The organism is Aquamicrobium defluvii, from assembly GCF_004363725.1.
Taxonomy (GTDB): Bacteria; Pseudomonadota; Alphaproteobacteria; order Rhizobiales; family Rhizobiaceae; genus Mesorhizobium; species Mesorhizobium defluvii.
On the sequence record NZ_SNZF01000006.1, the window covers coordinates 50,390 to 75,191 of the forward strand.

General features: G+C 64.5%; 24 protein-coding genes and 1 riboswitch. Of the genes, 14 read left to right on the forward strand and 10 right to left on the reverse strand.

The window, feature by feature from the left end; all coding sequences use genetic code 11:
* Positions 1 to 145: 145 nt before the first annotated feature.
* Positions 146 to 248, forward strand: a riboswitch (TPP riboswitch).
* Between the two features lie 120 nt (positions 249 to 368).
* From DES43_RS06315 to DES43_RS06345, 7 genes are read left to right on the forward strand one after another with little or no spacing between them, the layout of a single operon-like run.
* A complete protein-coding gene (locus tag DES43_RS06315; RefSeq protein WP_035024734.1) occupies positions 369 to 1,148 on the forward strand; it encodes an ABC transporter permease in 780 nt (259 codons plus the stop codon).
* Positions 1,145 to 2,083, forward strand: coding sequence for an ABC transporter substrate-binding protein (locus tag DES43_RS06320; RefSeq protein ID WP_133674863.1), 939 nt, complete (start codon positions 1,145 to 1,147; stop codon positions 2,081 to 2,083). Before DES43_RS06315 ends, DES43_RS06320 begins: the two co-directional genes overlap by 4 nt.
* Positions 2,080 to 2,814: a hydroxyethylthiazole kinase gene (locus tag DES43_RS06325; RefSeq protein WP_035024738.1), complete on the forward strand. Its 735-nt coding sequence runs from the start codon at positions 2,080 to 2,082 to the stop codon at positions 2,812 to 2,814. Before DES43_RS06320 ends, DES43_RS06325 begins: the two co-directional genes overlap by 4 nt.
* Positions 2,801 to 3,481 carry a thiamine phosphate synthase gene (gene thiE / locus DES43_RS06330; protein ID WP_035024740.1) on the forward strand — a complete coding sequence of 227 codons (681 nt, stop codon included), beginning with the start codon at positions 2,801 to 2,803 and terminating at the stop codon, positions 3,479 to 3,481. Before DES43_RS06325 ends, thiE begins: the two co-directional genes overlap by 14 nt.
* The gene (gene thiD, locus DES43_RS06335) at positions 3,478 to 4,275 is read left to right on the forward strand and encodes a bifunctional hydroxymethylpyrimidine kinase/phosphomethylpyrimidine kinase (RefSeq protein WP_035024742.1); all 798 of its coding nucleotides are present in this window, start codon (positions 3,478 to 3,480) and stop codon (positions 4,273 to 4,275) included. Before thiE ends, thiD begins: the two co-directional genes overlap by 4 nt.
* A 1-nt stretch (position 4,276) precedes the next feature.
* Positions 4,277 to 6,079 carry a TRAP transporter large permease gene (locus DES43_RS06340; protein WP_051520444.1) on the forward strand — a complete coding sequence of 601 codons (1,803 nt, stop codon included), beginning with the start codon at positions 4,277 to 4,279 and terminating at the stop codon, positions 6,077 to 6,079.
* A gap of 13 nt (positions 6,080 to 6,092) precedes the next feature.
* Entirely contained in the window at positions 6,093 to 7,088 is a 996-nt protein-coding gene (locus DES43_RS06345) for a TRAP transporter substrate-binding protein (RefSeq protein WP_035024743.1), read from the forward strand.
* Between the two features lie 13 nt (positions 7,089 to 7,101).
* Here DES43_RS06345 and DES43_RS06350 read toward each other — a convergent pair whose 3' ends face one another.
* Together DES43_RS06350 and rnk are read right to left on the reverse strand one after the other, a co-directional pair.
* Entirely contained in the window at positions 7,102 to 7,611 is a 510-nt protein-coding gene (locus DES43_RS06350; protein ID WP_035024745.1) for a hypothetical protein, read from the reverse strand.
* Between the two features lie 222 nt (positions 7,612 to 7,833).
* The gene (gene rnk / locus DES43_RS06355) at positions 7,834 to 8,226 is read right to left on the reverse strand and encodes a nucleoside diphosphate kinase regulator (RefSeq protein ID WP_035024747.1); all 393 of its coding nucleotides are present in this window, start codon (positions 8,224 to 8,226) and stop codon (positions 7,834 to 7,836) included.
* A gap of 524 nt (positions 8,227 to 8,750) precedes the next feature.
* Between rnk and DES43_RS06360 the strand changes: the two genes are divergently transcribed.
* The 3 genes from DES43_RS06360 to htpG all read left to right on the forward strand — a co-directional run bounded on the left by DES43_RS06360 (position 8,751) and on the right by htpG (position 13,156).
* A complete protein-coding gene (locus tag DES43_RS06360) occupies positions 8,751 to 9,851 on the forward strand; it encodes a carboxynorspermidine decarboxylase (RefSeq protein ID WP_035025008.1) in 1,101 nt (366 codons plus the stop codon).
* Positions 9,852 to 9,894: 43 nt separating this feature from the next.
* On the forward strand, positions 9,895 to 11,127 hold the full coding sequence (locus DES43_RS06365; protein ID WP_035024750.1) for a saccharopine dehydrogenase family protein: 1,233 nt from the start codon (positions 9,895 to 9,897) through the stop codon (positions 11,125 to 11,127).
* Between the two features lie 145 nt (positions 11,128 to 11,272).
* Positions 11,273 to 13,156: a molecular chaperone HtpG gene (htpG, locus tag DES43_RS06370; protein WP_035024752.1), complete on the forward strand. Its 1,884-nt coding sequence runs from the start codon at positions 11,273 to 11,275 to the stop codon at positions 13,154 to 13,156.
* Positions 13,157 to 13,226: 70 nt separating this feature from the next.
* On the opposite strand, the gene pcaF is transcribed toward htpG, so the two are convergent.
* The 3 genes from pcaF to DES43_RS06385 are packed head-to-tail and all read right to left on the reverse strand — an operon-like array spanning position 13,227 to position 15,827.
* Positions 13,227 to 14,435: a 3-oxoadipyl-CoA thiolase gene (gene pcaF / locus DES43_RS06375; RefSeq protein ID WP_133674864.1), complete on the reverse strand. Its 1,209-nt coding sequence runs from the start codon at positions 14,433 to 14,435 to the stop codon at positions 13,227 to 13,229.
* 1 nt (position 14,436) lies between these two features.
* Positions 14,437 to 15,108, reverse strand: a complete 672-nt coding sequence (locus DES43_RS06380) for a 3-oxoacid CoA-transferase subunit B (protein ID WP_035024755.1) — start codon at positions 15,106 to 15,108, stop codon at positions 14,437 to 14,439.
* The gene (locus tag DES43_RS06385) at positions 15,105 to 15,827 is read right to left on the reverse strand and encodes a 3-oxoacid CoA-transferase subunit A (protein WP_035024756.1); all 723 of its coding nucleotides are present in this window, start codon (positions 15,825 to 15,827) and stop codon (positions 15,105 to 15,107) included. Before DES43_RS06385 ends, DES43_RS06380 begins: the two co-directional genes overlap by 4 nt.
* A 138-nt stretch (positions 15,828 to 15,965) precedes the next feature.
* On the opposite strand from DES43_RS06385, the gene DES43_RS06390 reads away from it, so the two are divergent.
* On the forward strand, positions 15,966 to 16,727 hold the full coding sequence (locus DES43_RS06390) for an IclR family transcriptional regulator domain-containing protein (protein ID WP_035024758.1): 762 nt from the start codon (positions 15,966 to 15,968) through the stop codon (positions 16,725 to 16,727).
* A gap of 66 nt (positions 16,728 to 16,793) precedes the next feature.
* Here DES43_RS06390 and DES43_RS06395 read toward each other — a convergent pair whose 3' ends face one another.
* Together DES43_RS06395 and DES43_RS06400 are read right to left on the reverse strand one after the other, a co-directional pair.
* Positions 16,794 to 17,573, reverse strand: a complete 780-nt coding sequence (locus DES43_RS06395) for a 1,6-dihydroxycyclohexa-2,4-diene-1-carboxylate dehydrogenase (protein WP_035024759.1) — start codon at positions 17,571 to 17,573, stop codon at positions 16,794 to 16,796.
* A 93-nt stretch (positions 17,574 to 17,666) separates the two neighbouring features.
* Positions 17,667 to 18,947: a 2-keto-3-deoxygluconate permease gene (locus tag DES43_RS06400; protein WP_245264660.1), complete on the reverse strand. Its 1,281-nt coding sequence runs from the start codon at positions 18,945 to 18,947 to the stop codon at positions 17,667 to 17,669.
* A 209-nt stretch (positions 18,948 to 19,156) separates the two neighbouring features.
* On the opposite strand from DES43_RS06400, the gene DES43_RS06405 reads away from it, so the two are divergent.
* Complete coding sequence (locus DES43_RS06405) at positions 19,157 to 20,305, forward strand: muconate cycloisomerase family protein (protein WP_035024761.1); 1,149 nt, start codon at positions 19,157 to 19,159, stop codon at positions 20,303 to 20,305.
* Here DES43_RS06405 and DES43_RS06410 read toward each other — a convergent pair whose 3' ends face one another.
* Together DES43_RS06410 and DES43_RS06415 are read right to left on the reverse strand one after the other, a co-directional pair.
* Positions 20,306 to 21,193 (reverse strand): LysR family transcriptional regulator, encoded by an 888-nt coding sequence (locus DES43_RS06410; RefSeq protein WP_035024763.1) that lies wholly within the window; start codon positions 21,191 to 21,193, stop codon positions 20,306 to 20,308.
* Positions 21,194 to 21,371: 178 nt separating this feature from the next.
* Positions 21,372 to 22,247 (reverse strand): dioxygenase family protein, encoded by an 876-nt coding sequence (locus DES43_RS06415; RefSeq protein WP_035024765.1) that lies wholly within the window; start codon positions 22,245 to 22,247, stop codon positions 21,372 to 21,374.
* Between the two features lie 254 nt (positions 22,248 to 22,501).
* Between DES43_RS06415 and DES43_RS06420 the strand changes: the two genes are divergently transcribed.
* Positions 22,502 to 22,888 carry a hypothetical protein gene (locus DES43_RS06420; RefSeq protein WP_035024767.1) on the forward strand — a complete coding sequence of 129 codons (387 nt, stop codon included), beginning with the start codon at positions 22,502 to 22,504 and terminating at the stop codon, positions 22,886 to 22,888.
* Complete coding sequence (locus DES43_RS06425) at positions 22,885 to 23,757, forward strand: alpha/beta fold hydrolase (protein ID WP_035024769.1); 873 nt, start codon at positions 22,885 to 22,887, stop codon at positions 23,755 to 23,757. The genes DES43_RS06420 and DES43_RS06425 overlap by 4 nt, the downstream gene beginning before the upstream one ends.
* A gap of 5 nt (positions 23,758 to 23,762) precedes the next feature.
* Here the strand turns inward: DES43_RS06425 and DES43_RS06430 are convergent, their stop codons facing one another.
* The gene (locus DES43_RS06430) at positions 23,763 to 24,782 is read right to left on the reverse strand and encodes a TIGR04086 family membrane protein (RefSeq protein ID WP_051520445.1); all 1,020 of its coding nucleotides are present in this window, start codon (positions 24,780 to 24,782) and stop codon (positions 23,763 to 23,765) included.
* Positions 24,783 to 24,802 lie beyond the last annotated feature (20 nt).

The window sequence follows — 24,802 nt, forward strand, 5'->3', positions numbered from 1 at the left end:
CCGTGAGCGTCGAAAAGAGACCCGCTAGCTAGGGCGCGCACATTACAGCGCGATGACAACTCGCAGACAGGCTGATGACAAAGCCGGCCGGAGCGCCCGGCAGTTCACTTCGCTTGACAGAACCCGGCGCTTGAAACATAGATGGCTTCATTCCGAGGGGGGCGCCGTACGGCGCTGAGATGGCAGTGAGCCGGACCCTTGAACCTGATCCGGGTTATGCCGGCGTAGGAACGGAAAAAGGGCCTCCGGGCAATCCTGCCAATTCTTCGCACACCTGGATCTCCATGATGACAAGTCGGGAGATCGCCATGCAGCATCGATACGAGTTCCGCCCGCCGACACAGCGCCTTTCGTAAGGCTTCGGCGTAATGAGTGCCGTCCCGGCAGCGTTGCGCACAGCCGTGGTGCTGGTGGCTTCATGGCAGGTGATCGTCATCGCCTTCGCCCCGCCGCGCTACATATTGCCTGCGCCGCTCGACGTGGCCGCCGCCTTTCATCGGCAGCCGCTCTACCTTCTCGACAATGCGCTGGTGACCCTGGCCGAGATCGCGGCAGGTTTCATGGCGGGCACGCTGGCCGGCATCGTCACCGCGCTCGGCATCGCCAGCTTTCCACGCCTTGGCCGCGCGGTGTGGCCCATCGTGCTGGTCCTGCAAGCCTTTCCGGTCTTCGTCATCGCGCCCCTGCTCGTGCTGTGGTTCGGATTCGGGATGGCCTCCAAGGTGGTGATGACCTCGCTCATCATCTTCTTTCCCGTCGCTTCCGCTTTTGCCGACGGCCTGCGCCGCACACCGCCGGAAATCGTCGATGCGGCCGCCCTCACACCGGCCAGCCACCGCCAGACGCTGTTCCTGCTGCGCGTGCCGCTTGCCATTCCGGCTCTGGTTTCCGGGTTGCGGGTCGCCGCCCCGCTTGCCCCGCTGGGTGCGGTGATCGGCGAATGGGTGGGGGCATCGGCAGGGCTCGGCTTCGTCATGGTGCAGGCAAATGCCCGCATGCAGACCGACACCATGTTCGCGGCCATGGCCTTCATCGCCGTTCTCACCCTCATGTTGCGCCGGGCCGTCGACGCACTTTCTCCCTTTCTCACGCCCTGGGCGCGGGAAGGCGAATTCTCTTCCGATCGCAAGCAAAGGAAATCCCCATGATCCGATCCTGCGCACTCGCGCTTCTTCTTTCTGTCGCCACGGCAGGTGCTGCCCATGCGGCCGACAAGCTCACCGTGATGCTGGAATGGTTCGTCAATCCCGACCATGCGCCGCTGGTGGTGGCGAAGGAACTCGGCCTGTTCGGGGAAGCCGGGCTGGAGGTGGAACTGGTGCCGCCGGCCGACCCCTCGATCGTGCCGCGCGCGGTTGCGTCCGGCAAGGCCGAGATCGGCATCCACTACCAGCCGAACCTCTATCTCGACCATGACGCCGGCGTGTCCCTCGTGCGCTTCGGCACGCTGGTGGAGACCCCGTTGAACACGCTCACGGTTCTGGCCGACGGGCCGATCAGGGAACTGAAGGACCTCGAAGGCAAGAAGATCGGATTCTCCGTTTCCGGCTTCGAGGACGCCATCATTTTCCGCATGATGGGCAATGCCGGGGTGGACAAGGACAAGATCGAGCTGGTCAACGTCAATTTCGCCCTGTCACCCTCGCTGATCAGCGGCCAGGTGGACGCCACCATCGGCGGCTACCGCAATTTCGAGCTCACCCAGATGAAGCTCGAAGGCCATGAAGGCCGCGCCTTCTTCCCCGAGGAGCACGGCATTCCGGTCTATGACGAGCTGGTCTTCGTCACCCGCCCCGAACTGGCCGGGGACGACCGCCTCACGCGCTTCCTCGCCGCAGTGGAAAAAGGCGCGATCCACCTCACCAACCATCCCGAAGATGGCTGGAAGCTGTTCATCAAGGCCCATCCGGACCTCGACAACGAGCTGAACCGGCAGGCATGGATCGACACGCTGCCGCGCTTCGCCAAGCGGCCCGCAGCGCTCGACCGCGCGCGCTACGCCCGCTTCGGCGCATTCCTTGAGGAGAGTGGCCTGATCAGGAAGGCTCCTGCCGTCGAGGAAATCGCGGTGGAACTGCAATGAACGCGGTTCTCCCCGAACGTGCGGCAGCGCTGCTGGACGAAGTGCGCCAGCGCCGCCCCCGCGTCCATTGCCTGATGAACGGCGTGGTCCCCAAATTCGTGGCTGACGGACTTTCGGCGCTGGGCGCGATCCCCTCCATGACCTCCTCGCCGGAGGAGGTAGGCCATTTCGTCGCCAAGGCGGATGCGCTGCTGGTCAATCTCGGCACGCTGGATGCCCGGCGCCGCGAGGCCATCGGCATTGCGGTGGGTGTCGCCGCAGAGCGCGGCCGGCCATGGGCGCTCGACCCCGCCCATTGCGATTACTCGCCACCGCGCGCCGCCTTCGCACAGGAACTGCTGGCACGAGGCCCCGCGGTGCTGCGCGCCAATGCGGCCGAATACGACCTGCTTTCCGTACCGGCCGGAGTCGTGGCGGTCAGGACCGGCAAGCAGGACCGCATCGCGCAAAACGGCGCGGCGTTCTCGGTGACCAACGGTCATCCGCTGGCGGCGATGGTGACTGGAACCGGGTGTCTTTCCGGTGCCGTGATTGCCGTCTTCCTCGCCATCGAGGCCGATCCGTTCATCGCCGCGAGCGCCGCGATGGTCGTGTTCGGCATTGCGGCGGAAATGGCCGGCGAGACGGCGACCGGACCGGGCAGCTTCGAGCCTGCCCTTCTGGATGCGCTGGCCAATCTCGGGGGCGCTCACATTCTTCAGTTCGCAAAGGCAGATCATGAACAGGATTGACTACAGGCTGAACGCCATCGTCGACGGCGGGCTGCGCCCGGTCGGCAAACTGGCCGATCTTGCCGGCATTGCCGCGCGCAACGGCGCAACGATCATCCAGTACCGTGACAAGGATGCCTCGACGCGACAGATGATTGCGGAGGCGGAGAAAATCCGTGCCGCCCTTGCCGGAACCGGGGTGCCTCTGGTGGTGAACGACCGCGTGGACGTCGCGCTGGCGTCGGGTGCGGACGGCATCCACATCGGCCGCGACGACATGCCGGCCGAAACCGCGCGCCGCCTGCTCGGCCCCGATGCCATCATCGGCCTGACGGTGAAGAACGAAGCGGATGCAGATGCGGCAATCGCCGCTCCCATCGACTACGCCTGCATCGGCGGCGTGTTCGAAACACTTTCCAAGAAGAACCCGGATGCGCCGGTCGGGCTCGACGGATTTCGTGCCCTGCGCGCACGCATACGCGCAGCGAAGCCCGGACTGCCGGTCGGCGCGATTGCCGGCATCGACGCTGCACGCGCCGGCGTGGTGGTGCGGGCGGGCGCATCGGGCGTGGCGGCGATCTCGGCCATCTTCCGCGCCGCCGACATCGCCGCCGCCGCCCGCGAACTGCGGGCAGCCGTGGACGATGCCGGAGACGGGGCCGGAGACGGGGCCGGAGAGAAGCCATGACGGCAATCGCGCTCACCATCGCCGGTTCGGACAGCGGCGGCGGGGCCGGCATACAGGCCGACCTGAAAACCTTCTCGGCGCTCGGCGTCTTCGGCACCAGCGCGATCACCGCGATCACCGTCCAGAACACGCAAGGCGTGCGCGATGTCGAGGACATCAGCCCGCACATCGTCGCCGGCCAGATCGATGCGCTCTACGAGGACATGGAGATCGGCGCGGCCAAGATCGGCATGGTCTCGCGCATCGACACCATCATGGCCATCGCCAGCGCCCTGCGCCGCCACAAGGTGCGGCCGGTGCTCGATCCGGTGATGGTCGCGACATCGGGAGACCGCCTGTTGCAGTCCGACGCCATCGATGCGCTGCGCAGCGAGTTGCTGCCGCAGGCCATCATCGTCACGCCCAACCTGCCCGAGGCAGCGCTGCTGAGCGGCATGCCGGTGGCCAAGGATGAGGCGCAGATGATCGCGCAGGCCGAGATCCTGCTGCGCGCCGGCGCGGGAGCGGTTCTGGTGAAGGGCGGTCACGGCACGGGACCGGAAAGCACCGACCTGCTGCTGGACGGCAATTCCCTGATACGGCTTTCGCGTCCGCGAATCGACACGCCGAACACGCACGGCACCGGCTGCACGCTCTCGGCAGCCATCGCCGCCGGTCTGGCGCGCGGTCTGCCGCTTGCCGACGCCGTTGCGCAGGCAAGGGATTACCTGCACGGGGCGTTGCAGGCCGGAGCCACGCTCGCCATCGGCAAGGGCAGCGGGCCGGTCCATCACTTCCATCGCTGGTGGCGCTAGAATGAACCGCGCCGCGCATTGGGGAAGCTGTCTCCAGCGCATGCAGGGGCGCTGCTGCGGAGCGGTGCTTGCCCTGATGCTGGCGGCGGTGACGGCCACCACCCTGCAACGCTATCTGCTGGGCTCCGGCTTCCTCGGCATGGAGGAAGCGGTGACATGGCTGCTTTTGCTGCTTGCCTGCCTCGGGTTCCCCATGATTGCCGATGGCGCACTGGCAATGCGCGTCGACCTTTTTGGGCCTGGCCGCGGGACGAGATGGGGCATCCTGCGCGGGATCGTGGCGGAAGCCTATGCCCTTGCCGCCTGCGCGGTGCTGGCCATCGCCGGTGCGAAGGCAGCGCTGGAGGTGGGCGGGCAGTCCACCCTGCTTGGCCTTGGCGAATGGCTGCGTCCCGCCGCCCTTGGCTTTTCCGGCGTGCTGGGACTTGCCATGCGGGTTCTGGTGCTAACCGGCGAGCGGCGTATGAGGCTTCTGCTTGCCGCAGGTGCAGTTGCGACGCTGATCCTTGCGCCGGTTGCCGCAGGATTGTCGACGTCTATGCTCCAGCCCAGCCCTGCCGCGCTCATCGTGATCGGCATCGGCATTCTGGCCGGGGCACCGCTGGTCCATGCCTTCGTGCTTGCCGGCTATATCGCGCTTGCCTTCGGCAGCATGCTGGTCGAGCCGGCTCTGGCCCTGTCGCTGCTCGGCGGCATCGGCCGCTACCTGCTGCTTGCCATACCCTTCTTCCTGCTGGCCGGCGGCCTGCTGACCATCTCGGGCGCGGCCGGCGATCTGGTGCGCTTCGCCTCCGCCATGGTCGGCAGGCGCCGCGCCGGGCTCGGCCAGACGGTGCTTCTCACCAGCGTACTGTTTTCAGGCGTATCCGGTTCCTCCATCGCCAATGCGGCGTTCAGTTCCAAGACCTTCATGGAACCGCTGACCGCAGCCGGCTATACGCCCGAACGCGCCGGCGCGATCATCGCCTCGACCGCCGTTCTCGATAACATCATCCCGCCCTCCATCGCCTTCCTGATCCTTGCCGCCGCCACCAGCCTGCCGGTCGGCCCGCTGCTGACGGGCGGGCTGTTCGCCGGGCTTGCACTGGCGGCCGCACTGGCAGTGGCCATCCATTTCCGGGCAGACCTCAGGGGCTCCGCAATCAGCAAGCCGCAAGCCTCGCGCTGGCGGCTGGCGTTGCGGGCGGTGCCAGTCTTCGGGCTCGGCCTGATCGTGGTGGCCGGTATCCGCCTCGGCATCGTCAGCCCCACCGAAGCCTCGGCACTTGCCGCCGCCTACACATTCGTGCTGGCGCTGTGGGGACGCGACAGCCGCGCCGGCATCTTCCCTGCATTGCAGCAGGCCGGGGTGGAAACCGCCGCCATCACCATGCTGATCGGCGCGGCGACGCCCCTCGCGTTCCTGCTGGCGGTGGACGGCATCGGCACATGGGCCACCGGCCTTGCGCTCTCGCTCGGCGAAAATCCGTTCATGGTCATGCTCGCCGCCAATCTGATCCTGCTCGGCGTCGGCCTCGTGCTCGACATCGGCGCCGCGATCCTGCTGTTTCCGCCCATCCTTCTGCCTGTCGCAGTTGCGGTCGGCATCGACCCGGTCGCCTTCGGCGTGATGGTGGTCGTCAACCTGATGATCGGCGGGCTCACGCCCCCGGTCGGCATACTGGTGCAGGTCACTGGTGCTGCCACCGGTGTGCCGGCAACCCGTCTGTTTGCCGCCACCCGCCCCTATCTCGCCGCGCTATTGCTGGCGCTGCTGTGCATCGGCATGGGCATCGCCGCCCACGCCGCCTTCCTCCGCCCCTGAAAGGAGCAAGCTCATGCGAACCGACCGCCGCGCCTTCCTTGCCAGACTTGCCGCAATGCCGTTTGCGATACCCGCCCTGAAACGAGCCCATGCGGCGACACCCATCGTCGCCGCCTCCCTGCTGGGCGACGACAAGCCCGAAACGCTGGTCTGGACGCATATAAAGGAGACGGTGGAACGCGAACTGCCGGGGCGATTCGCCTTCAACATCGTGCCCAATGCGGCCCTTGGCGGTGAAAAGGAAGTCGCCGAAGGCATCCGCCTCGGCTCCATACAGGCCAGCCTGTCGACGCTTTCCAACCTGTCCACATGGGTGCCGGAAACCCAGCTTTTCGACCTGCCCTTCCTGTTCCGGGACGCGGCCCGTCTGCAAGCCTCGCTGGAAGGTGCGTGCGGCGGCGATCTGGGCGAAAAGCTGGCGGAGCAAGGCATCGTTGCCCCCGCCTTCATCAATTACGGCGCGCGTCATCTGCTGGCACGCGAGCCCCTGCTTTCACCGGATCAGGTGAAGGGAAAGCGCATCCGCGTGATCCAGAGCCCTCTGCATGCGCAATTGTGGGAAAGTTTCGGCGCACATCCCATCGCCCTGCCGATCACCGAAACCTACAACGCGCTCTCCACCGGCCATGTCGACGCCATGGACCTGACCATATCCGCCTATGCGGGGTTCCGCCTTTACGAGGTGGTGCCGCATGTGACGCTGACGGGCCATATCCATGCTGCCGGAGCGGTCATCTTCTCGGGCCGCTTCTGGAAAGGGCTGGACGAGGAATCCCGCTCCGTCCTGCAAAAGGCAGCTACGGAAGGCGCGCGTCATTTTAACACGCTGATGGCGGCCGATGAGAAAACGTCGATGAAGGCGGCCTCCGAGTCCGGGGCAAGCTTCCATGAAGTGACGGATCGCGCGGCATGGGAAGCACCGGCCCGCAAGGTCTGGGAAAGTTTTGCCGGCCGTTTGGGCGGCATGGCGCGGATCGAGGCCGTACAGAAAAACACCTGCGGGTCCTGACCGGCGCCGCGGGTCAGGCAGCGCCGGGGCCGGGATCGTCGTCCGGGTCGATGCCGGCCGGAGGGAAAACCGGCGCGGCGCGACGCGGCCGGAAGCTCACCACATTATGCGCCAGATGGGATGCCGCACGCGCCTGCGCTTCCGGCTGCGACTCGATTTTGAGAACCTGGACAAGCGCGGGGCCCCCATCCGCGGTTTCGAGGCTGAGCGATGCACCCTCCGCCAGCCCCAGCAGGGCAAGACCGCGCAGCGAATGCAGCGGCAGGGCGCCGGAATCTTCATCCGCCGCATCCTGCACGATTGTATGCGGCCCATGCCGGATGTTGTCGAGCAGGTAGGTCAGCCGCGTGTTGAGCGTCACCACATTCGCGGGGATATCGTCGCTGAAACAGATGACGCTTTCCCGCACCTTGCGTTCGAGGAGCGACGCAAAGGCATCGTAGGGCCCTCTGTGCCGTTCCAGCATGGTCTGGAGGATCGCATGATCCCTGGTCGTCAGTTGGAAATGAGGCTCCGTCACCATGGCAAATCTCCCGCAGGAACGGGACCAAGCCGTTCCGACGCCAATCCGTTATGGCTTGCTGGATCGCTCCCCTGATGCGGACCGGCCGCACCAGGGGTCAGGAGCCTGCGACAAGGCAGCCCGCATGATGGAAAAACCTGTGCGGCGCAGCGCAAACGAGATGCCTGCGCACCTTCATTGCCATGGGTTCAGACCATGCCGCGTGCATCCGCACAGCCCGCCTCAGGAAGCTTCGACGACGTCTTCAACCGAAGTGATGGTAAGACGGTGCGAGCGACCGTCATTGGCGGTCCAGTCGATGGACTGTCCGACCTTGAGGCCAAGCAGCGCGGTGCCGATCGGGGTCAGGATGGACACCTTGCCCTGCGCGATGTCGGCGTCGGCCGGATAGACGAGCGTGACACGGCGCTTGTTGCCGTCGTCGGATTCGTAGTCGACGGTTGCGCCCATCTGGACGGTGCCTTGCAGCGAACCGGCAGCAGAGGCCACCTTGGCGCGCTCGAGCTCGTTGAGCAGCGCGTCGGCCACTTCCGGCTTCTTTTCCAGAAGGCCGTTAGCCAGTGTGGTCAGCCGTTCGTGGTCGGCCTTGCTGATGATGATACTCGGTTTGCGCATGGCGTTTTCTGTCTTCGCTCTGCCGCCCGCAAGGGCGGTATGTTGAGCCCGAAGGTTTCCGCCTCGGGGCCTTCCGGTTGAAGGTTTTGGTGCTGTCCTGCACCGCGAAATTTAAGGATGAAACTCCCCCGGTCTCGGGGGGACGGCCCGAGCCGGGTCAGCATCCCATCAAGGGATGGCTCCGAAACATGATATGGGCCCACGTGGTACTCATGCCTGATAGCTTGGATCATATTGGCCATTTGTCAAGCAGGGCCGTGTCGCGAAGATGTCACTTGAACTTCAGGGGGGGGTCCATTAACTTCCGCGCCATGAAGACGACCCTGAGACCCAGACAGGAGCCCGCGAGGTAAGCGGGCGTGTTGCCCGGACGCTGAAATCGAGCGTCGCCGGGTCGTCATTTTCCATTCAAACGAATCTGGAACAATCCGCTTGGAGCGGCGAGAAGGTTCCAAACAGCGTTTCCCCGAAATCCCGATTTTTTGAAGACAGCCAGCGAGGCGGACTTCAGCGAGCAAGGCCGAATGACCCTTCAGACCCCCTACTACCTGATCGACAAGGCAAGCCTTCTCCGCAACATGGAGAAAATCGCCCGTGTCCGCGAGAAATCGGGGGCGAAAGCCCTGCTGGCGCTGAAGTGCTTTGCCACCTGGTCGGTGTTCGACTTCATGCGCCAGTACATGGACGGCACCACCTCCTCCTCGCTCTACGAAGTGCGGCTCGGGCACGAGAGATTCGGCGGCGAGACGCATGCCTATTCGGTGGCCTATGCCGATTACGAGATCGACGAAGTCGTCTCCCACGCCGACAAGATCATCTTCAACACCATCGGCCAGATGGAGAGGTTCGAAGACCGCGCCGGCAACATCGCGCGCGGCCTGCGCCTCAATCCCGGCATCTCGTCGTCCTCCTTCGATCTCGCCGATCCGGCCCGCCCGTTCAGCCGGCTGGGCGAATGGGATGCCGGCAAGGTTGAGAAGGTCATGGACCGCATCAGCGGCTTCATGATCCACAACAATTGCGAAAATTCGGATTTTTCGCTGTTCGACCGGATGCTGTCGCAGATCGAGGAGAAGTTCGGCTCTCTGCTCGGCCGGGCGCAATGGGTCAGCCTTGGCGGCGGCATCCATTTCACCGGCGACGACTACCCGCTCGACGCCTTCTGCGAGCGTCTGAAGGCGTTCGCAGACCGCTTCGGCATCCAGGTCTATCTGGAGCCGGGCGAGGCTTCGATCACCAGAAGCACGACGCTGGAAGTCTCGGTGCTCGACACGCTGTTCAACGGCAAGCAGCTCGCCATCGTGGATTCCTCCATCGAGGCCCACATGCTCGACCTGCTGATCTATCGCGAGAGCGCCAGGGTGGCGCCGAACGAAGGCCCGCACCGCTACATGGTGTGCGGGAAGTCCTGCCTTGCCGGCGATATTTTCGGCGAATTCGACTTCCCGGCCGAACTGAAGATCGGCGACCGCATTTCCATTCAGGATGCCGCAGGCTACACGATGGTCAAGAAAAACTGGTTCAACGGCGTGAAGATGCCGGCGATTGCGATCCGCGAACTGGACGGATCGATCAACGTGGTGCGCGAATTCAGCTTCGCGGACTATGAGCAGAGCCTCTCCTGAGGCCCGCACCCTCCTCTCCAGCCAGAAGGAAACATCCCCCGGAATGAAAAAGAACGTGCTCATCATCGGCGCCGGTGGCGTGGCGCAGGTCGTGGCGCATAAGTGCGCGCAGAACAACGATGTGCTCGGCGACATCCATATCGCCTCGCGCACCCTTGCGAAGTGCCAGTCCATCGTGGACTCCGTCCGGGAAAAGAAGGCTCTGAAGACAGGCGGCGTGATCGAGGCCCACCAGCTCGACGCCATGGATGTCGAAGCCACCAAGGCGCTCATCAGGAAGACCGATGCGAAAATCGTCATCAATGTCGGGTCGGCCTTCCTCAACATGTCGGTCATGTCGGCCTGCATCGAAACCGGCGCGGCCTATATCGACACCGCCATCCATGAAGATCCGGCCAAGGTGTGCGAGACGCCGCCATGGTATGCCAACTACGAATGGAAGCGCCGCGAGGAGGCCGAAAAGGCCGGCGTAACCGTCATTCTCGGCGCGGGCTTCGATCCGGGCGTGGTCAATGCCTATGCCAAGCTTGCCTATGACGACTATTTCGACCGCATCGATTCGATCGACATCATCGACATCAATGCCGGCAGCCATGGCCGCTGGTTCGCGACCAATTTCGACCCCGAGATCAATTTCCGCGAGTTCACCGGCCGCGTGTGGTCCTGGCAGGACAGCAAGTGGACCGAGAACAGGATGTTCGAGATCGGCAAGGAATGGGACCTGCCCGTCGTCGGCACGCAGAAGGCCTATATGACCGGCCATGACGAGGTGCATTCCATCTCCCAGATCCTGAAGGTACCGAATGTGCGCTTCTGGATGGGCTTCGGCGATCACTACATCAACGTCTTCACCGTGCTGAACAATCTGGGGCTCCTGTCCGAAAAGCCGGTGAAAACGGCGGAAGGGCTGGAAGTTGTGCCGCTCAAGGTGGTCAAGGCCGTGCTGCCCGATCCGGGCTCGCTGGCCCCCGATTACACCGGCAAGACCTGCATCGGCGATCTGGTGAAGGGCGTGAAGGACGGCAAGGAGCGCGAAGTCTTCATCTACAACGTGGCCGACCACAAGCAAGCCTACGAGGAAGTTGGATCGCAGGGCATTTCCTACACCGCCGGCGTGCCGGCCGTGGCGGCCGCGCTCCTGATCGCCACCGGCGAGTGGGACGTGAAGAAGATGGCCAATGTTGAGGAACTGCCGCCGCGTCCCTTCCTCGATCTTCTGGGCAGGATCGGGCTGCCGACCCGCGTGCGCGAAGGCGACGACGACCGGGCGCTGTAACAGAAACTGTCCGACACTGGACGGAAAGGCGGGCGAATCCATATTCGCCCGCCTTTTTCATGGAACGTGGACAGCCGCTTTCAAGTCTTGAAAATGTGCGCCCTTGCCGCCATCTGGGAGCCGGACAATTCAGGGGCAATCCGAAATGACGACTACCGACATGGAAACCAAAAGCTTCGAGGCCGATGTCGCCCGGCTTCTGCACATGATGGTGCATTCGGTCTATTCCGAGCGTGACGTGTTCCTGCGCGAGCTGATCTCCAACGCCGCCGACGCCTGCGAGAAGCTGCGCTATGAGGCCATCGCCCGGCCGGAACTGCTGGGGGACGACCCGAAGCCGCGCATCACCGTTGTCGCGGATGCCGAAAACAAGCGCCTCAGCATCGAGGATAATGGCATCGGCATGAACGGCGCGGAAATGACCGAGGCGCTGGGCACCATCGCCCGCTCCGGCACCCGCGCCTTCATGGAAAGGCTGGAGGCCGCCAGGGGCGGTGAAAAAGCCGAGCTTGTCGGCCAGTTCGGCGTCGGCTTCTACTCCGCCTTCATGGTGGCCGAAAAGGTCGAGGTGGTCTCGCGCCCGGCGGGCTCGGAAGAAGCCTGGCGCTGGACCTCCGACGGCAAGGGTTCCTATTCGGTCGGCCCGGCCAAGCCGGAAGACGCGCCGCAGCGCGGCACGCGCGTCGTGTTGCACCTGATGGAGGATGCCGTCTCCTACACCGAGCCCTACCGTCTCGAGCGGCTGGTAAAGTCGCATTCGGGCCATGTTCCGGTGCCGGTCTCGCTGGTAGACAAGTCCGGCGCGGAGCCCCGCGAAATTGCCGATGGCACCGCGCTCTGGGTCAAGTCGAAGAACGAGATCAAGCGGGAAGACTACACCGACTTCTACCGCAGCGTGGCCGGCCAGTATGACGAGCCCGCCGCCACCATCCATTTCCGCGCCGAAGGCAGGCAGGAATACAATGTGCTGGCCTTCATTCCGGGCTCGCGTCCCTTCGACCTGTTCGACCCCGACCGCAGCGGCCACATGAAGCTTTATGTGCGGCGTGTCTTCATCACCGACGATGCCGAGCTTGTGCCGCGCTATCTGCGCTTCGTGCGCGGCATCGTCGATTCCGCCGACCTGCCGCTCAACATCTCGCGCGAGATGATCCAGCAGAATCCGCTGCTGGCCACCATCCGCAAGGGCGTCACCAGCCGGGTGCTCAACGACCTCGCCAAACTGGCCGAGAACGACGCGGAAGCCTATGGCAAGATCTGGGAAAATTTCGGAGCGGTCATCAAGGAAGGGCTCTACGAGGACTTCGAGCGCCGCGAGCAGATCCTGAAGCTGGTACGGTTCGGCTCCACCACCACGGGCGAAGCATCGCGCAGCCTTGCCGACTATGTGGCGGGCATGAAGGAAGGCCAGAAGGCCATCTACTTCATGACTGGCGACGACCGCGCCCGCCTCGAAGGCTCGCCGCAGCTCGAAGGCTTCAGGGCGCGCGGCATCGAGGTGCTGCTGCTTACCGATCCCATCGACGCCTTCTGGACCGCCAATGCGCCGGAATTCGACGGCAAGCCGTTCAAATCGGTCACGCAGGGCGGAGCCGATCTGACCGAGATTCCACTGAACAAGGCGGAAGCGAAGGACAAGCCGGAAACCCCGGCGGAAGTCGACGGCTTCCTCGCCTTCGTGAAGGAAACGCTGGGCGACGACGTGTCGGATGTCCGGGCCTCGGACCGCCTGACCGAAAGCGCCGTCTGTCTGGTCGCGCCGGAAAATGCGCTCGACCGCCAGTTCGAGAGGCTGCTCAGCGCCGCCGGCCGGCTGGACAAAGCCTCGAAGCCGATCCTCGAGATCAACCCGCGCCATCCGCGCATTGCGGCGCTGGCCAAGCTTGGCGAAGCGGAGCCGGACTTCCGCGCCGACGTGGCGCATCTGCTCTACGACGAGGCCCGTGTTCTGGACGGTGATCGCCCGCTCGATGCCAAGGCGTTTTCGCAGCGCCTTGCCCGATTGATCGACCGCGGGCTGAGCGCATAAGCAGCCTGCTCCAATACCAGACGGCGGGGAAATTCCCCGCCGTTTTCATTTCAGCAATTGTGCGTCCGCCTCATACCGTCTCGATGGCGATGGCGATGCCTTGCCCGACGCCAATGCACATGGTGGCGAGCGCCCGCTTGCCGCCGCGCAGCTTCAGTTCCAGAGCCGCCGTACCGGTGATGCGCGCGCCCGACATGCCGAGCGGATGTCCGAGCGCGATAGCCCCGCCATTGGGGTTCACATGCGCGGCATCGTCGGCAAGACCCAGCTCGCGCAGTACCGCAAGCCCCTGCGCGGCAAACGCCTCGTTGAGTTCGATCACATCGAAGGCGGTCGGCGCGAGACCCAGCCGCGCGCACAGCTTCTGCGTGGCGGGCGCCGGGCCGATGCCCATGACGCGCGGAGCAACGCCGGCGGTCGCGCTACCCAGCACGCGTGCGATGGGCGTAAGGCCATATTTCTTCACGGCCGCTTCCGAAGCGACGATGAGCGCCGCGGCACCGTCATTGACGCCGGAAGCGTTGCCGGCGGTGACCGTACCGCCTTCCTTCCTGAACGGCGTCGCCAGCTTCGCCAGCGTTTCCACCGTGGTGCCGGCACGCGGATGCTCGTCTTTTGAGACGACCACCGGATCGCCCTTGCGCTGAGGGATCGTCACAGGCACGATTTCCTGCCCCAGACGTCCGTTCTCCTGCGCCGCGACCGCCTTGTCCTGACTGCGCACGGCAAAGGCGTCCTGATCGGCGCGGCTGACGCCGAAATCGGCCGCCACGTTCTCAGCCGTCTCCGGCATGGAATCGACGCCATACTGCTTCTTCATCAGCGGGTTGATGAAACGCCAGCCGATGGTGGTGTCGTGGATTTCGGCGGCGCGTGAGAATGCCGTCTCGGCCTTGGGCATGACGAAGGGCGCGCGGCTCATCGACTCCACGCCACCTGCAATCATCAGCTCGGCTTCACCGGCCTTGATGGCGCGGGCAGCGCTCATCACCGCATCCATGCCCGAGCCGCACAGGCGGTTGATGGTGGCCCCCGGCACCACCTGCGGCAAACCTGCCAGCAGCAGCGCCATGCGCGCGACGTTGCGATTGTCCTCGCCGGCCTGGTTGGCGCAGCCATAGAGCACGTCGTCGACCGCTTCCCAGTCGACAGAGGCATTGCGCTCTATCAACGCCTTCAGCGGCACCGCGCCAAGATCGTCGGCGCGCACCGACGAAAGCGAACCGCCAAAACGGCCAATCGGCGTGCGGATATAGTCGCAGATATAGGCTTCAGGCATGTCAGAGCTCCGGAACAACAAGATCGGCAATGGTCCCCTCGACGACCAGTCCGGCTCCGGTGAGCCCCTGCAATTCGTCAAGACTGATGGCTGCCAGCTTTTCGCGCACAACGAAGCGCTGCGCAACGATGTCGATGACGGCAAGGCTGGTGTAGACGCGCGTCACACAGCCGACGCCGGTGAGCGGCAGGCTGCACGCCCTGACCAGTTTCGGCCGCCCGTCCTTGGTGACGTGATCGGTGATGACGGCGACGCGCTTGGCGCCATGCACGAGGTCCATGGCCCCGCCCACGGCCGGCACGCCTTTTGGCCCGGTGCTCCAGTTGGCAAGGTCGCCGGTCTCGGCCACTTCATAGGCGCCAAGGATCGCGACATCGAGATGGCCGCCGCGCACCATGGCGAAACTGTCGGCATGGTGGAAGAATGAGGCGCCGGGGTTCAGCGTTACCGCCTTCTTGCCGGCATTGATGAGGTCCCAGTCCTCCTTGCCTTCCGGCGGGGCCTTGCCGAAATTGAGAATGCCGTTTTCGGTGTGGAAGATCGCCTGCCTGCCGGGCGGCTGGTATCTGGCGACCATTTCGGGAAAGCCGATGCCGAGATTGACATAGGCGCCGTCCTCGATGTCCTGCGCCGCGCGCCAGGCGATCTGGGCGTTGGTGAGCTTGGTGGTCATGCGTATTCCACTCCCGCGCGGATCAGCGCTTCTTCCTGAGCCGCATCCCGAACCTCGACAACACGGTCGACAAAAATTCCCGGCGTCACCACATGTTCGGGCTCGATCTCTCCGGCTGGAACAATCTTCGCGGCCTGAACGATGGTGGTGCGCGCGGCCATCGCCATCAGCGGCGAGAAGTTGCGCGCCGCCTTGCGGTAGGTGAGGTTGCCGTGCGGATCTGCGAGTTCGGCCTTGATCAGCGCCACATCGGCCTTCAGCCAGCGTTCCTGCACATAGTTGCGGCCCTCGAACTCGGCCACCGGCTTGCCCTTCGCAAGGTCGGTTCCGTAGGTGGTGGGCGTGTAGAAGGCAGGGATGCCCGCGCCGCCGGCGCGGATGCGCTCGGCCAGCGTGCCCTGCGGCACCAGTTCGAGCTCGATCGCGCCGGCCAGATATTTCTCCGTGAAAGCGCGCGGATCGGACGAGCGCGGGAAGGAGCATACCATCTTCGCAACCATGCCCTCGTCGATCATGGCGGCGATGCCGATGCGGCCGTTGCCGGCATTGTTGTTGATCACCGTCAGGTTCTTCGGGCTGCCGGTGGCGCGGAACCGGTCGATCAGGGCGTGGATCAGCTCGATGGGCGCACCCGCACCGCCGAATCCGCCGATCATCACGACCATGCCATCCTCGATGCCGGCGACCGCTTCGGGAAGACCGGCGACTGTCTTGTCCATGTCTGCATCCTTTCCGGACGGGCGAAATACGGCCCGATCCTGCGGGCAGCAGACTAGGCAGGCCCGGCCTCTTCCGGCAATGGCATTTGTGCGATATAGTGTATTTGTTGACTTATCGCACAGATCGAAAGGCGCGACATGACCATTCAGGAGCGCGACATCATGGGCGGCCTGGCCAAGGGGCTGGCGGTGATCGAGACCTTCACCGCGGAGCGCCCGCGCCAGTCGATCTCGGAAGCGGCTGCCGCCTCCGGGCTCGACCGGGCGACGGCGCGGCGCTGCCTGCTCACACTGGCCCATCTGGGTTATGCCGATTATGACGGCAAGTTCTTCACCCTGAAGCCGCGCGTGCTGCGGCTGGGCACCGCCTGCCTTGCAACCATGCCCCTGCCCCAGCTCGTCCGGCCGCAGCTCGACGCGCTTTCCGAACAGCTCGGCGAAAGCTCCTCCGTGTCGATCCTCGACGGGGGCGATATCGTCTATGTGGCCCGGGCGGCGCAGAAGAAGGTGATGTCGATTGCCCTGATGCCCGGCTCGCGACTGCCCGCCTATTGTACCTCCATGGGCAGGGTGTTGCTCGCCGCCCTGCCCGGCGATGAAGCGCGCGTGCTTCTTTCGTCAGCACCCTTGCCCGCCCGCACCCCGCACACGCTGACCGCGCCCGAAGCGATACTGGCCGAACTGGATCGTGTGAGAGAGCAGGGTTATGCGCTGATCGATCAGGAGGTGGAAATCGGGCTGCGCTCCATCGCCGTTCCGCTGTTCAATGCGCGGGGCCTGGTGGCCGCAGCCGTCAATGTCGGTGTCCCGGCCATGCAGGTCGGCGTGGAAGAGCTTGTTCCCTTGTATTTCGAGGCACTGCGCGGCCTTCAGTCGAACCTGCGCGCCGTCCTGAGATAGAAAGGGGGTTCCGTGCGACCTGACGCGCGGCATTGCGGGGACGCAAGCCGGTCGAAAGACTTCCGGTCAACCAAGGTCGCCGCCGCTGACCGGCAAGGTGACCCCGGTAATGTAGGATGCCTCGTCCGAGGCCAGGAAGAGGATTGCGCCAGCCTGTTCGTCCAGGGTGCCATAGCGTTTCATCAGGCTGGACCCGACGGTCTGATCCACAATGGTCCGATACCAGTCCTCCCGTTGATCCTCGGCGGCATTCGGATTTCGGGGAATTGCTCGCGGCGGGGCATCGGTGCCGCCGGGCGCTGTCGCGACCACGCGGATTCCGCGTTCGGCGACCTCCCATGCAAGGCTGGCGGTGATCGCATTCACGCCTCCCTTTGCGGCCGCATAGGGAACTCGGTTCAGGCTGCGCGTTGCTATGGAACTGACATTCACGATCACTCCCGCTCCTGCCGGGAGCATGTGGTCGAGCGTCGCGCGACAGCAATACAGCGTCGGAAACAGAGAACGCCGTATTTCGGCGTCGATCTGTTCGGGCTCATAATGTTCGAAGGGTTTTGCCCAGATCGTTCCTCCGACGTTGTTCACCAGAATATCGATGCCGCCCAATCGTTGCGCTGCGAAGGCCAGAGCGTCCTTGCAGCCTTCCCAGGTCTCGAGATCGCCCGGGAAGCTCTCAGCAACGCCCCCTTCGGCCCGGATGGCTGCCACGACATCGTGGCGCGCATCCGAACGGTCAACGACCATCACACTGGCGCCTTCGCCGGCCATGCGCTCCGCGACACGGCGGCCGATCCCTTGCGCGGAACCGGTCACCACTGCACGCTTACCCTCAAAACGTCGCATCATCTGTCTCCGCGCAGGAGGACTTCCTGCTCACTTGCAAAATTTCCTCAAGGTTCCTGGCCGAAGGATGATGCCCGCCGGCTAACCGCCAACCACTCAACCCCCGGAAAATCCCGGCTCCGAACTCACCGCCAAGCTACGGCTTTCATACATGGCTTCTTCAGCGTCGGGTGAAATTCCGTTGCGTTTCTGCCAGGATGCCAGCCATGCGACGAGGAAGGGCATTGTGAATGCGGTGCAGACAACGGCCGCCGCAACCTGAGCCGTCGCAATGCCCTGAATCGGCGCCAGCGAGGGGTCGATCATGGCAATGGCGGCAGGCGTGGCAATTGCATTGCCTGCGGTGCTTGCTTCGGCGGCGCCAGCGATCAGGTTCCGTGTCGGCCTCGGATGTCCACGCAGCAAGTGCCAGACATAAAGGCAAAGCACCGCGGCGCCGCCGGAGAAGGCGACCGTGGCGAGACCGAGAAGAATGCCAACGGCGCCGGAGCCGAGGAGCACGCCGAAGTTGATGCCGGCACCGATCGCAAAGGCGGCAAACGGAATGATCAGCTTCTCGCCGGGAGCCAGGAAGGTCCGTGCCATCGGGCTGGTATTGCCCAGAATGAAACCGAAGATCATCGGGAAGATCGCCGAGAACAGGGCCATGGCCGGGAACTCCGCCAATCCCGCAGCGCCCAGCGCGATCATGGTGAGAAAGGGGCCGTCGTTGATCGACAGAATGGAGATCGCGCCCTTGTCACTCTTGTTGCCGAACTGGCTGGTCAAGGCGACATAGAGCGAACCGTTCGAGTTGGACATGGCCGCGATGATGGCCAGCGGCAAGAGACCCCAAAGGGTGCCGTTGGGCATGAGGAAGGCCACGGAAAGCCCGGAAACTACAGCAATCCCGTACTTGGCGAGCAGGAGAACAATGCCCTTCTCGACGGCGGGAACGGCAGCCCTGACGTCGATCTGCGATCCCACGCACACAAAGAAAAGGCCGATCAAAACGGGGGTGCCGCTCTTGAAAAGCGCCGTGGTGAAGCTGCCTATTTCAAGCGCTTGGGGTGCGAAGGTCGCGACCACTGCGCCCAAAAAAAGGGGCACGATCATCAGCGCTCCCGGTATGCGCGCGAGATACTTCAAAAATGCGTCCATGTTATGTGCTTCCTCCCGATAGCGATATGGACCCAACCGGGCTTCGCAGCAGCGAGTCCCGGAACCATCCCTGCACCGTTGGAGGCACAGGGGTGATTCTGAAGCCGGCAGGCTCAAATCAAGAAAATTCAACGCGCCGCAGCGCTCCCCAACAACAGGTCGCCTCACGACCTGCTCGCAGCCGCCACCTTGGAAAAATCGGCCAAATTCGTCAATTTCAAAGCGGGTATCAGCCAATACTCGGAGACCGGGGATGATTGCCGGCCTGAAGCCGCCTCTGCGGCGGCAGGATCGCGGGCCGACTGGATGGCGGCTCTTGAGCGTGGAACCCATGCTCCTGGGCATGAGCCATGCGCGGTATCGCGTCAGACCTGCCGAGTATTGGACAATCCGGCGCGCCACCTCGAAACTTGCAGCATCGATTGCATTGAAGAAACGGGCGCGACGTGATCACCATCGACCATATCGAAAGCATTATCATAGACGTGCCGACGGTGCGCGGCCATGTCCTGTCGATGACAACCATGATGACCCAGTCCGTTGTGCTGCTGCGTGTCCGCTTCTCGGACGGATCGGAAGGCTGGGGCGAAGGTGCTTCCATCGGCGGTCTCTCCTACGGCCCCGAAAGCGTGGAAAGCATCAAGCTGGCCGTCGACAGCTATATCGCGCCGGTGCTGCTGGGAAGGGACGCCGACCGCATCGCCGCCGCTTCCGGGCTGATGGCGCGTGCGGTGAAGGGCAATCACGCGGCCCGCGCGGCCGTGGAAACCGCGCTCTGGGACGGCCTTGCCCGCCGCCTCGGCACATCCGTGGCCCAGCTTTTCGGCGGCTGCATCCATGAGCGGCTGCCGGTGGCCTGGACGCTCGCCTCCGGCAACAGCGAAACCGACATTGCAGAGGCCGAGCAGATGCTTTCCGAGCGCCGGCATCGCGATTTCAAGCTCAAGATCGGCAAGCGCAAGGTGAAGGACGACCTCGCCCATGTCGCGGCCATCGCCCGCGCCGTCGGCGACCGCGGCACCATCCGCGTCGACGTCAACCAGGCGTGGAGCCTGACCGAGGCCCGCTACGGCGTGAAGGGCCTGCAGGAGATCGGCTGCGTGCTGGTCGAGCAGCCGGTGCCGCGCGAGCGTCTCCACGGCCTGCGCGCCCTTTCACAGGGCTATGAGATCGCCATCATGGCCGACGAGGTGCTGCAAGGCCCCGCAGACGCCATGCGCGTGGCAGCCGAACGCGCCGCCGATGTGTTTGCGGTCAAGGTCTGCCAGTCGGGCGGACTGATGCCGGCCGCCGAGGTCATCGCCATCGCGCGGGCAGCCGGCATCGGCCTCTATGGCGGCACCATGCTGGAAAGCGGGCTCGGAACCGCCGCCGCCGTGCAGCTCTTCGCCACCGTGCCGGAACTGGCATGGGGCACGGAACTGTTCGGCCCGCTGCTGTTGACCGAGGAAATCCTTGCCCAACCGCTGGAGTACCGCGACTTCTCCGTTGCAGTCCCGACCGCACCCGGCATCGGCGTCGCGCCCGATCCGGACAAGGTGAAATTCTACCGCCGCGACCGCAGCGACACCTTGCGTGCCGTCGGCGCTCCCTGATCAGACGACCTTGCGCGACACCTTTTGCGCCAGCGTCACGAAATTGTGGACGTGGATGCCCTGCTCGTCGATGCGGTGATTGACGGAAATGCCGGTGCGTATCGTCAGGCCAGCGATCTCGTGATAGCGCACGCCGTTACGCTGCGCCGTGCCCACAGAAGCCGGCACCAGCGCCACCCCCTCGCCCACCGAGACCAGCGCAATCGCCGTCTGGAAATCCATGGTGAAGACCCGGCGCGAGGTATCGGCGCCCACGCTCTCACAGGCGGCGATGACCACATCGGCGAATGATGGACGCGGATATTCAGGATAAAGAATGTAGCTCGGCTGGCCGAGATCGGGCAGCGAAACCGGGCCGGGCGTGGTGATCAGCGCATCGGGGGCGGCCAGCACCAGCGGTTCGTCGATGAGCTTGCGGGTGACGATCTCACTGTCGTTGAGGGCGGGGCGTGCAATGGCGATGTCGATGTCGCGGCGGATGAGCGAGCGCTGCAATTGTGCGTTGTTCATAGGCACCAGCGAAAGATTCACCTCCGGCCAGGAAGCCCGGAACGATTTCAGGATGGTCGGCAGCATGCCGTAGGTTGCCGAACCGACGAAGCCGATGCGCAACCGCCCTTCCGCGCCCTGCCCGATGCGCCGGATCTCCAGCCTGATGTCGCCCAGCTCCGCCAGCAGGGCCGAGCCACGCTCATAGAAGCGCTCGCCGGCCTGCGTCAGCGAAATGGCGTTGCGGCCGCGGTTGATGAGCTGCGCGCCGAGATCGGCCTCGATCTGCTGGATCTGCCGCGAAAGCGGCGGCTGCGCCATGCCCAGCCTTTCGGCGGCCCGGCCGAAATGCAGCTCCTCGGCAAGTGCGATGAAATATTCGATCTGCTTCAGGTTCATGCGTCGGCTCCCTGTGCCCCAAGCTGACGAAATGCCATGACCATGGCAAGCTGCGCTTATGGATCGGACCAACGCAAAATGCCGCGCCACTTGGGGCGCCGGACCAGGCCAGCGCAAAATGCCGCGCCCTTTGGGGCGCGGCAGTGGCGGCACAACAGCCTGTCTTGGGAATTTCAGCTTATTCGGCGGCCAGCCTCTGCTCCTCGGCCTGCGGCTTCAGCGTGAAGTCGAAGCGGACATAAAGATCTGTATCGTCACCCGGCCGGCCCTTCTCGAACTTCGCGACAAGGCTGTTCTTGACCGCGAAGACAGAGTCTTCGTCCAGCCACGGGCTGTCGGCGTCGAAGACCTGACTGACCAGCGTGCGATAACCGTCCTTGGCGAGGATGAAATGGAGGTGGCCCGGCCGGTTCGGGTGGTGGCCCATGTAGCGGATGAGTTCGCCGGCGGTTTCGTTGTCCGGGATCGGATAGGGCACCGGGCGCACGGCACGCAGAACGAAATGGCCATCCTCATCGGTCACGAAGCGACCGCGCAGATTGTATTCGGGCTGGTCCGGATCGTGGTTCTCATAAAGCCCGTTCGGCGCATCTTCCCAGATGTCGAGCGTCACGCCTGCCAGCGGCTTTCCTTCCGTATCGGTGACATAGCCTTCGACGAGCACCGTTTCCTCGTCGTCGAAATGCTTCTGCACGGTCGACGCGCCCTTGGGCAGGACCGGCGGGTTCTCGCGGTAGAACGGCCCGAGCACGGTGGATTCGCTTTCGCTGCCTTCGACCGGGTTCGACAGCATGTCGACCAGCACCTCGACGCCCAGAATGTCGCCGAGCAGGATGAATTCCTGACGTTTGTCGTCGCACACCTTCCCGGCCCGGGCGAGGTAGTCGCAGGCCTGAAGGAACTCGTGGTGCTGGAGCTTCACATCGCGGCAGAAGCCATGCAGATGCCTGAGGAGCGACGTCATGATCTCGCGCTGGCGCGGCGAGATTTCGCCATGCCTGCCAAGCGAATCGATGACGGCGTCTGTCACTGTGTCGATGGTTACGTTGCGCATGCCTATCCTCCCGGGTCTGCGGTCACGGGCCCTGCCTGCCCGCTGTACCGTCCCAAATATTCATGCCTCCCCCGGCCCGCCAATGCACCGTCCGGTATCGCCCGATACCCCCGCCCTCCCAGCCCCCGGGGCCTGCCGCATGCCGGTATCGGGGCATACCCCGGCCAGCATTGCCAGAGAGGTGCGACTGCTCTTGATGGAATGATGCCGTATTGCTCCGGATACGTCGATGCGGCCTGGAGGACAAACACACCATGCTGGAAATCCTGTTGACGATGCAGCAGCGGCTCGATGCTTCGCCGCACCTCCTGCGCCTTGGAAAGCTGTTTTGCGAAACCGTGCTCATCGAGGTCGAGGACCGGTCGTTCTATCTGCAATTCCGCGACGGGCATCTCGTGTCGATCACCCCCGGCCCCTCCGCCAAAACGCCCTGGCGCTTTGCGCTGCGCACCGACAAGGCGGCGCTGGCTGCCTTCTGGGAGCCGGTGCCGAAACCCGGCTTCCACGACATATTCGGACTGGTGAAGATCGGTCGCGGCCGCATCGACGGCGATATACTGGCGTTGGTCAAGAATTTGCGCTTCTTCAAGGAGTTCATGGCGCTGGGCCGCCCGGCCGCCGGCGGGGAGAAGCCGGCATGACATTCGAACCGATCACGGGAGGCTATATCCACGTCACCGTCGCCGGACGCGCGCACCGCATTTATGTCGAGATGGCCGGTGAAGGCCGCCCCGTCCTGTGCCTGCACACTGCCGGTGCGGACACACGCCAATGGCGGCATATCCTGAACGATGCCGATCTCACAGGTTCGCACCGTTTCTTCGCTTTCGACATGCCATGGCACGGCAAGTCGCTGCCGCCGCAGGGCTTCGAAACGGAAGAATATCTGCTCACAACGGAAGCCTATATCGAGACCGTTCTGGCGGTCGCCGATGCGCTGTCGCTGGACAGACCCATTCTCGCCGGCTGCTCGATGGGCGGGCGCATCGCGCTCCAGATCGCGGCGCTGCATCCCGAACGATTTTCGGGTTTCATCGCCATCGAAGCCTCGGATTTCCAGCCGGCCTGGTACGACATCGACTGGTTCCACCGGCCCGATGCCCATGGCGGGGAAATGGGGGCAGCCCTCGTCTCCACCAATATCTCACCCTGCGCGCCGCCGGCGGACCGCTGGGCGACGCTGTGGATGTTCATGCAATCCGGCCCCGGCGTGTTCCGTGGCGACCTCTCCTTCTACACCATGGATGCGAGCCTGATCGACCGCCTCGGCATGATCGACACCAGCCGCACGCCGGTGCATCTGCTGGTGGGAGCCTATGACTTGACCTGCACGCCGGACGATGCAAGGCGCACCGCCGATGCCATTGCCGGTGCGACGCTCACGGTCATGCCGGAGCTCGGGCACTTCCCCATGTCGGAGCATCCACAGGCATTCCGCCCCTACTTCATCGATGCGCTGAAGCGAATGGGCGAAGGCGCGGGACACCTGAAGGAGCGCCCGCGCCCGTAACCGGATCAGCCGAAGTGGTAGCGATCGCGGCTGCGCATGCCGAACAGACCGGCGAATGCCGCCACGCCGGCACCGATCAGCGAGGCGAGGAACCCCCACAGAGCGGCACTGGAGGCCGCCGATGCAGCGGCATCTGCCTGACGGCGGGCTTCCGCTTCCATCTCGTCGAGACGCTGGCGGGCACTGGCAAGCGTCTGCTCAGCCCGATCTATACGGGCGGTGATCGCATCGCGCGCCTCGGTGTAGGTCCCGACAGCCTTGTCGGCGGCCTGTTCGGCCTCCTCGCGGGTCATGCCGTTGTTGACCAGCGCATTGATCACGTCATCACGGTTGATATCGCCGGCGACAGAATCGACGCGCTCCTTCAGCTTCTTGCCGAGATCTTCGGCAATGCGGCCGAACTCACCCGGATTGAAGGCCAACTCACGTGCGGCGGCGGTCACGTCGTCACGCGCGCCTTCCAGAACCGGCTCAAGGTTTTCCGGCTGCAAGGCGTCGATCTGCGTGTTGCGAAGCTGGCTGCGCAGGTCGCGGCGGGTCCGGTCGAGATCGAAGTCGCCGATCAGCTTGTCATCGATCGCGCCAGCCAGAGAGGCAGCCGCACCACCGGCCACATTGCCCGCCGCGCCGGCCACGCCGCCAGCCGCCGAGGCGACCGAGCCGACGGCCGATGCCGTGGTGCGCGCTGCGCCTGTAACCGCCATGACGCTGAGCACGATTGCGACCAGCATCGACACCGCCCAGGTCAGGAAACCATGGGTAAAGCCGGCGCGGCCAGCCAGCCGGCCAGCCACGAAACCGCCGGCCGCGAGGCTGATCAGCACGGCCACGGCCGACGAAAATCCCACCGCGGTGCCCACACCTTCAAGCGGGTTGCCGGACTGCGCATCGACCATGCCGAGCCCCAGAGAGGTGGTGAGCATGGAAAGCAGGACGGACACTGCCAGCACGGTCACCGCGCCGGCAATGATCGCACCCCACGAGGCCGCACGAGCATGCTCGTGGGTCGTCGTCACTTCTATCATGTCTGAACTCCAACAGATGT